Origin of the sequence: Flavobacterium sp. (assembly GCF_044341185.1) — a bacterium.
GTDB lineage: Bacteria > Bacteroidota > Bacteroidia > Flavobacteriales > Flavobacteriaceae > Flavobacterium.
This window is the reverse complement of record NZ_JBIISE010000009.1, coordinates 48,247-55,133: the sequence shown is the minus strand read 5'-3', so window position 1 is coordinate 55,133 and position 6,887 is coordinate 48,247. Positions and strand designations below refer to the sequence as shown.

General features: G+C 31.2%; 7 protein-coding genes. 5 read left to right on the top strand and 2 right to left on the bottom strand.

What is annotated here, in order from left to right; genetic code table 11:
- Window positions 1–197 precede the first annotated feature (197 nt).
- From thrS to rlmF, 5 genes are all read left to right on the top strand, one after another.
- Complete coding sequence (gene thrS / locus ACIQZ1_RS03515) at window positions 198–2,138, top strand: threonine--tRNA ligase (RefSeq protein ID WP_396159111.1); 1,941 nt, start codon at window positions 198–200, stop codon at window positions 2,136–2,138.
- A 98-nt stretch (window positions 2,139–2,236) separates the two neighbouring features.
- Window positions 2,237–2,725 (top strand): translation initiation factor IF-3, encoded by a 489-nt coding sequence (gene infC / locus ACIQZ1_RS03510; protein WP_396159117.1) that lies wholly within the window; start codon window positions 2,237–2,239, stop codon window positions 2,723–2,725.
- A gap of 112 nt (window positions 2,726–2,837) precedes the next feature.
- Window positions 2,838–3,035, top strand: coding sequence for a 50S ribosomal protein L35 (gene rpmI, locus ACIQZ1_RS03505; RefSeq protein WP_140964640.1), 198 nt, complete (start codon window positions 2,838–2,840; stop codon window positions 3,033–3,035).
- Between the two features lie 121 nt (window positions 3,036–3,156).
- Window positions 3,157–3,501, top strand: a complete 345-nt coding sequence (gene rplT / locus ACIQZ1_RS03500) for a 50S ribosomal protein L20 (RefSeq protein ID WP_091312626.1) — start codon at window positions 3,157–3,159, stop codon at window positions 3,499–3,501.
- A gap of 124 nt (window positions 3,502–3,625) precedes the next feature.
- On the top strand, window positions 3,626–4,540 hold the full coding sequence (rlmF, locus tag ACIQZ1_RS03495; RefSeq protein WP_396159109.1) for a 23S rRNA (adenine(1618)-N(6))-methyltransferase RlmF: 915 nt from the start codon (window positions 3,626–3,628) through the stop codon (window positions 4,538–4,540).
- A gap of 33 nt (window positions 4,541–4,573) precedes the next feature.
- Here the strand turns inward: rlmF and ACIQZ1_RS03490 are convergent, their stop codons facing one another.
- Together ACIQZ1_RS03490 and ACIQZ1_RS03485 are read right to left on the bottom strand one after the other, a co-directional pair.
- Entirely contained in the window at window positions 4,574–5,272 is a 699-nt protein-coding gene (locus tag ACIQZ1_RS03490; protein ID WP_291241586.1) for a response regulator transcription factor, read from the bottom strand.
- 3 nt (window positions 5,273–5,275) lie between these two features.
- Window positions 5,276–6,859, bottom strand: a complete 1,584-nt coding sequence (locus ACIQZ1_RS03485; protein WP_396159115.1) for a sensor histidine kinase — start codon at window positions 6,857–6,859, stop codon at window positions 5,276–5,278.
- Window positions 6,860–6,887 lie beyond the last annotated feature (28 nt).

Genomic DNA, 6,887 nt, shown 5'->3' with positions numbered 1-6,887 from the left:
AAAATTCAACTGGAAAAACAAGGCAATAGCCCTGATAGTAGCGGCATCCTTTTTGTATAGTGGGCTTTATTTTTCAAAAGACCACTATGCAAAAAGATATAGCGGAGAGCAGGAAAGAGCTGCTAAAAAACAATACCTATATATATTGTAGGAAATATTGGATTGTATTATCTTTGCACCTCAATAAAAATTAAACCATGATTAAAGTTACTTTACCCGATGGATCGGTAAGAGAGTTTTCGCAAGGCGTAACTCCGATGGATGTTGCTAAAAATATTAGCGAAGGATTTGCTAGAAATGTGATTTCAGCTAATTATAATGACACGACGATAGAAACATCTACCCCGTTAACCACTGACGGTACACTAACTTTATATACATGGAATGACAAAGAAGGAAAGAAAGCATTTTGGCATTCAACTTCACACGTAATGGCACAAACTCTTGAAGAGATGTACTCCGGTATTAAGCTAACTCTTGGACCAGCAATTGATAATGGGTTTTACTATGACGTAGATTTTGGTAATCATAAAATTACCGATGCTGATTTTAAAAAGATTGAAGACCGCGTGTTAGAAATTTCAAGAGAAAAACACGAATTTAAAATGCGTGCTGTAACTAAAGCCGAAGCATTAGAGAAATATAAAGACAACGAATATAAAACAGAATTAATTTCTAATTTAGAAGACGGAACTATTACTTTTTGTGATCATGCTACATTTACAGATTTATGTCGTGGTGGACACATTCCGAATACAGGAATTATTAAAGCTGTAAAAATAATGAGCATTGCTGGAGCGTATTGGCGTGGAGATGAAAAAAACAAGCAATTAACACGTGTTTACGGAACTTCATTTCCAAAACAGAAAGATTTAACAGACTATTTAGAGTTATTAGAAGAAGCGAAAAGACGCGACCATAGAAAGTTAGGTAAAGAATTAGATTTGTTTCATTTTTCACAACGTGTTGGACAAGGCTTACCATTATGGCTTCCAAAAGGAGCTGCTTTACGAGATAGATTAGAGCAATTTTTAAAGAAGGCCCAAAAGAAAGCAGGATACGAACAAGTGGTTACGCCTCATATTGGTCAGAAAGAATTATATGTTACGTCTGGGCATTATGCTAAATATGGCGCAGATAGTTTTCAACCGATAACTACTCCAGCTGAAGGTGAAGAATTTTTGTTAAAACCTATGAACTGTCCGCATCACTGTGAAATATACAACTCAAGACCATGGTCGTACAAAGATTTACCAAAACGTTATGCTGAATTTGGTACCGTTTATAGATACGAACAGTCAGGAGAATTACACGGTTTAACTCGTGTAAGAGGATTTACTCAAGATGATGCACATATTTTTTGTATGCCAGATCAATTAGATGCGGAATTTAAAAATGTAATTGATTTAGTACTTTATGTATTTGGTTCATTAGGATTTGAAAATTTTACAGCGCAAGTTTCTGTTAGAGATTTAAACAATCCTGACAAATACATAGGTAGTATTGAAAACTGGGAAAAAGCAGAAAATGCTATTATTAGTGCTGCAAAAGACAAAGGTTTAAATTACGTTATAGAAGCTGGAGAAGCTGCTTTTTATGGTCCGAAGTTAGACTTTATGGTAAAAGATGCATTAGGTAGAAGTTGGCAATTAGGAACTATACAGGTAGATTACAACTTACCAGAACGTTTTGAATTATCATATAAAGGCACTGATGATAAATTACATAGACCAGTAATGATTCATAGAGCGCCGTTTGGTTCAATGGAACGATTTATAGCTATTTTATTAGAGCATACAGCTGGAAACTTCCCACTTTGGTTAATGCCAGAACAAGCAATTATATTAAGTTTAAGTGAGAAATATGAAAAATATGCGAAAAAAGTTTTAGATTTGCTAGAAATTCACGAAATTCGCGCCCTAATTGACAACCGAAACGAAACAATTGGTAAGAAAATTAGAGAAGCAGAAATGCAAAAAATGCCATTTATGTTAATAGTTGGTGAAGAAGAAGAAAAAAATGGTACCATTTCTGTGCGTCGAAATGGACAAGAAGGAAAAGGAAATATTACAGTTACAATTGAAGAATTTGCAAAAATTGTAAATGAAGAAATAAGCAAAACATTGAAACAATTTTAAAGTTTAACTAAAATTACAGAGTCATAGCAATTAGAAGAGGAAGAGGGAGTTACACTCCTAGAGTAGAAAAAGTAGCATCACATCGTATTAATAATTTAATTAGAGGTGTAGCTGAAGTGCGTTTAGTAGGTGAAAACATTGAACCAGGCGTTTACAAAATGGCTGATGCATTACGATTTGCAGAGGAACAAGAAGTAGACTTAGTTGAAATTTCCCCAAACGCAGACCCACCTGTTTGTAAATTGATGGATTATGGAAAATTCTTATACCAACAAAAGAAAAGGGAAAAAGAATTAAAAGCAAAATCTAGTCAGGTTGTAATTAAGGAAATTCGTTTCGGACCTCAAACTGATGAACATGATTATGAATTTAAGAAAAAAAATGCTTTAAAATTCTTACAAGAAGGTTCAAAATTAAAGGCATTTGTATTTTTTAAAGGACGATCTATTATCTACAAAGAGCAAGGACAAATTTTATTATTACGTTTGGCTCAAGATTTAGAAGAATACGGAAAAGTAGAAAGCATGCCAGTTTTAGAAGGAAAACGTATGATTATTTACATTGCTTCTAAGAAAAAAGTAAAATAAAGCTACAAGCAATATGTAATAAGTCATAAGCTATCAAAAGCCTAATGCCTACTATATATTACTAAAAGCTATCAAGATAGTAAGTAAGAATAAATTAAATACCTAGGAAAAAATGCCTAAAATGAAAACAAAATCTAGTGCTAAGAAACGATTTAAAGTTACTGGTTCTGGAAAGATCAAAAGAAAACACGCTTTTAAGAGTCATATTTTGACAAAAAAATCTAAAAAACGTAAATTAGCTTTAACTCATTCTGGTTTAGTTCATAAAACAGATGAGAAAAGCATTAAACAACAATTAAATATTATTTAATACGTTGTTTGGTTAAAACTAATTAATAACCCTGGAGTGGGCAGACTTCGACAGGCTAAGCCTGACAACAGAAGTTGAAAGTACTAATAAAGTCGCCTTACTACAAAAAACATTTAAAATTATGCCAAGAGCAGTAAATTCAGTAGCTACAAGAGCTAAAAGAAAAAGAGTATTAAAACAAGCAAAAGGATTCTTCGGAAGACGTAAAAACGTTTGGACAGTCGCTAAAAATGCGGTAGAAAAAGCAATGTGCTATGCTTACCGTGATAGAAAGCAAAAGAAAAGAAATTTCCGTGCATTATGGATTATGCGTATTAACGCTGGTGCAAGACAATACGGAATGAGCTATTCTCAGTTTATGGGTAAAGTAAAAGCTAACAACATCGAATTGAACCGTAAAGTTCTTGCCGATTTAGCTATGAACCACTCAGAAGCATTTGCAGCTATCGTAAATAAAGTGAAATAATCAACGTTTAATCATATTTATATCTTACTTATACAAAATCCCAATCGAAAGGTTGGGATTTTTTGTTTCTTATAATAATGCAAAACTGTATTATTAATTGTAAATTTGCCACTTACAACAATATATGGAAAATAATGAAACTAACCTTTCTTTTGAAGGTTTACATCCAAGAAACAAACATATTGGCAGATATGACTTTGCTCAATTAATCAAAACGCATCCCGATTTAAACTTACATTTATTCTTAAATAAAGCAGGTGAAAAGTCAATTGAATTTTCTAATCCAATTGCTGTAAAAGCCTTAAACAAAGCGTTGTTAATGCATTTTTACAATTTAGAATACTGGAACATCCCAAAAACCAACTTATGCCCTCCTATTCCAGGAAGAGCCGAATACATTCATCATATTGCAGATATATTAGCCGCTTCAAATGGCGGAGTGGTTCCTACAGGAAATGCCGTTAGAATTTTAGATATTGGCGTAGGTGCAAATTGTATTTATCCTATTATCGGAAACCACGAATATGGTTGGACATTTGTAGGAACAGAAGTGGACAAACAATCTTTACTATCTGCAGAAACCATTTTAAGTAAAAATCCAAAATTAAAAGATAACGTAACCGTTCGATTTAACGATAACAAACGAAATGTTTTAAAATACATTTTAGAATCTGAAGAAGTTTTTGATTTTGTTATTTGCAACCCGCCTTTTCATTCTTCTGCGGAAGAAGCGGCTAAAGGCTCGTTACGAAAAAACAAAAGTTTAGGTCAGAAAGTAGCTGACAAACCTGTTTTAAATTTCAGTGGTCAAAACAACGAATTATGGTGCGAAGGTGGCGAATTGGCATTTGTAACCAACATGATTTATGAAAGTGTTCACTTTAAAAGTCAATGTAAATGGTTCAGTGCTATTATTTCTAAGAGATCAAACTTGAAGCCGTTGTACAAACAAATGAAGAAAGTAGAAGTAAAAAACAGTACTACACTTCATTTAACAAACGGAAACAAAACTACACAAATTATTTGCTGGCAGTTTTAATAAAAAAAAAGGCTACCAAATGGTAGCCTTTTTTTATGAATTTATAACTAAACGAAAACCTTCTCCGTGTATGTTTAATATTTCTACACGTTCATCTAATTTTAGATATTTTCTAAGTTTAGCGATGTATACGTCCATACTTCTTGACGTGAAATAATTATCGTCTCTCCAAATTTTAGTTAATGCCAATTCTCTTGGCATTAAATCATTTTCATGAAGTGCTAACATTTTTAACAATTCAGATTCTTTTGGCGATAATTTAATTGGCTCTTGATTATCAAAAGTTAAAAATCGTAATTTAGAATTTAAATGGAATTTACCAATAGTAAACTCAAAAATAGTTGAATCTGGTTTTGTTTCAGATGCTTTTCTTTGAATAATCGCTTTGATTTTCATCAGCAACACTTCTGAATCAAACGGTTTGTTCAAATAATCATCAGCTCCAACTTTATAACCTTTTAAAACATCTTCTTTTAATGTTTTAGCTGTCAAAAAGATAATTGGCACTTCTGTATTTCTTTCTCTAATTTCTCGCGCTAAAGTATAACCGTCTTTATACGGCATCATTACGTCTAAAATACATAAATCGTAAGTGTCTTTTTTAAACTTCTCGAAACCTTCCATTCCGTTTTTAGCTAATGTAACTTCGAAATCATTTAAAGATAAATAATCTCTTAAGACTGAACCAAAATTTGGATCATCTTCTACTAATAATATTTTTTTTGCTTCCATATCTTAATTTATTAATGGCAATTTAATTATAAATGTACTTCCTTTTCCTTTTTCACTTTCAACAAAAACCTCGCCATTATGGTCATCGATAATTTGTTTTACATAAGCTAAACCAAGCCCGTGACCTTTTACATTATGTAAGTCGCCCGTATGCTCTCTAAAAAATTTTTCAAAAACCTTTTTTTGTACAGCTTTCGTCATTCCTATTCCGTTATCTACTATTTTAACAAGTATATAATCTTTAATATTTTCTGTGTACACATTAATAATTGGTTTTTCTATCGAATATTTCATGGCGTTATCTAAAATGTTAACCAATACATTTGTGAAATGTATATCATTTAAAAGCACAGTAGTTCTGGTAGCATTAAAATGAGTATGTATTTCCCCTTCTCTATCTTCTAAAATTAAACTCACATGATCAATTGCGTCTTCAATAAAATCCGTAATTTCTTGTGGTTCTTTATCAATATTTAATTCGTTTCTTTCTAATTTCGAAATTCGAAGAACATTTTCAACTTGGGCATGCATTCGTTTGTTTTCGTCCTTTATCATCTGAAGGTATTTTTGCACCTTTTCTTTATCATCAATAATTTTCGGATTTTTAATTGCATCTAAAGCTAAATTTATTGTAGCAATTGGTGTTTTAAATTCATGAGTCATGTTGTTTATGAAATCTGTTTTTATCTCAGATATCTGTTTTTGCATGATTAATTGTTTTAAAGCACTGGTATAGGTTACTAAAATTATTACAACAAATAATAATGTTAAAATTGTCATCGGCAACATTGACGAGAATACAAAATTTGTTTTATTGGGAAATCTAAGTAATAATTTATAATCTGATTTTCCTTCGGCATCTAATAAAATAGGTACACTATAAGTCGTGCATTTATCATATCTAAACTCTTCTGATTTTATTTTTGTAGCTAAACCATTTTTATATACTGCAAACTCATAAGGTGTTTTTAATTCTGATTTATATAATTCAAAATTCAAAACATCATTAACTAATTTTGAAGAAATTCTTTTATGAATTTGTCTTTGAGAAACAATATCTCTAAACAAAAGTTCAAATTGAACACGGTCTAAAATACCTAACCTACCATTTTTTTGAATCGTAACATTAGGCTTTTTACCCATATTGGTTTCGCTACCTTCTAAAGAATTATCTTTGTAAACTTGAGTTTTTCTTTTTGCTTGATATTCCCTAATTTTTATTGTGCTAGCATTCTTATCAAAGAACGAACCATCTATACCAAAATCTTCAGGTATAATTGTATTCGAATAAATTAAAACTTCTTTAGTATTAGAATCTTTTTCATAATAAAAAAGTTGTTTTAATTGCTCTTGCATGGGTTCTCTTCCAGTACTGTCTTTAAATTTTTTATAAGACGTATAGAAATCAACCATTTCTTTATTGTTTAGTTTTTCAGAAACATTGCTTAAAACTACTAATGCGTGGTGTTTAAATTGATCGTCATTTTTTTGAAACGAACTATTAATCCAATATAATTGAACTAAAATAATTCCTATCAAAGAAATACTCATTAAAAAAACTAATATTCTAAACCTCGTTTTATTCATCATAGCAAAGTTAGGGCGGAATTAAGAG

Excerpts from the sequence above, each read along its gene's own strand:
- thrS (WP_396159111.1), top strand. The coding sequence starts at position 198 with ATGATTAAAGTTACTTTACCCGATGGATCGGTAAGAGAGTTTTCGCAA.
- rpmI (WP_140964640.1), top strand. The coding sequence starts at position 2,838 with ATGCCTAAAATGAAAACAAAATCTAGTGCTAAGAAACGATTTAAAGTT.
- rplT (WP_091312626.1), top strand. The coding sequence starts at position 3,157 with ATGCCAAGAGCAGTAAATTCAGTAGCTACAAGAGCTAAAAGAAAAAGA.
- rlmF (WP_396159109.1), top strand. The coding sequence starts at position 3,626 with ATGGAAAATAATGAAACTAACCTTTCTTTTGAAGGTTTACATCCAAGA.
- ACIQZ1_RS03490 (WP_291241586.1), bottom strand. The coding sequence starts at position 5,272 with ATGGAAGCAAAAAAAATATTATTAGTAGAAGATGATCCAAATTTTGGT.
- ACIQZ1_RS03485 (WP_396159115.1), bottom strand. The coding sequence starts at position 6,859 with ATGAATAAAACGAGGTTTAGAATATTAGTTTTTTTAATGAGTATTTCT.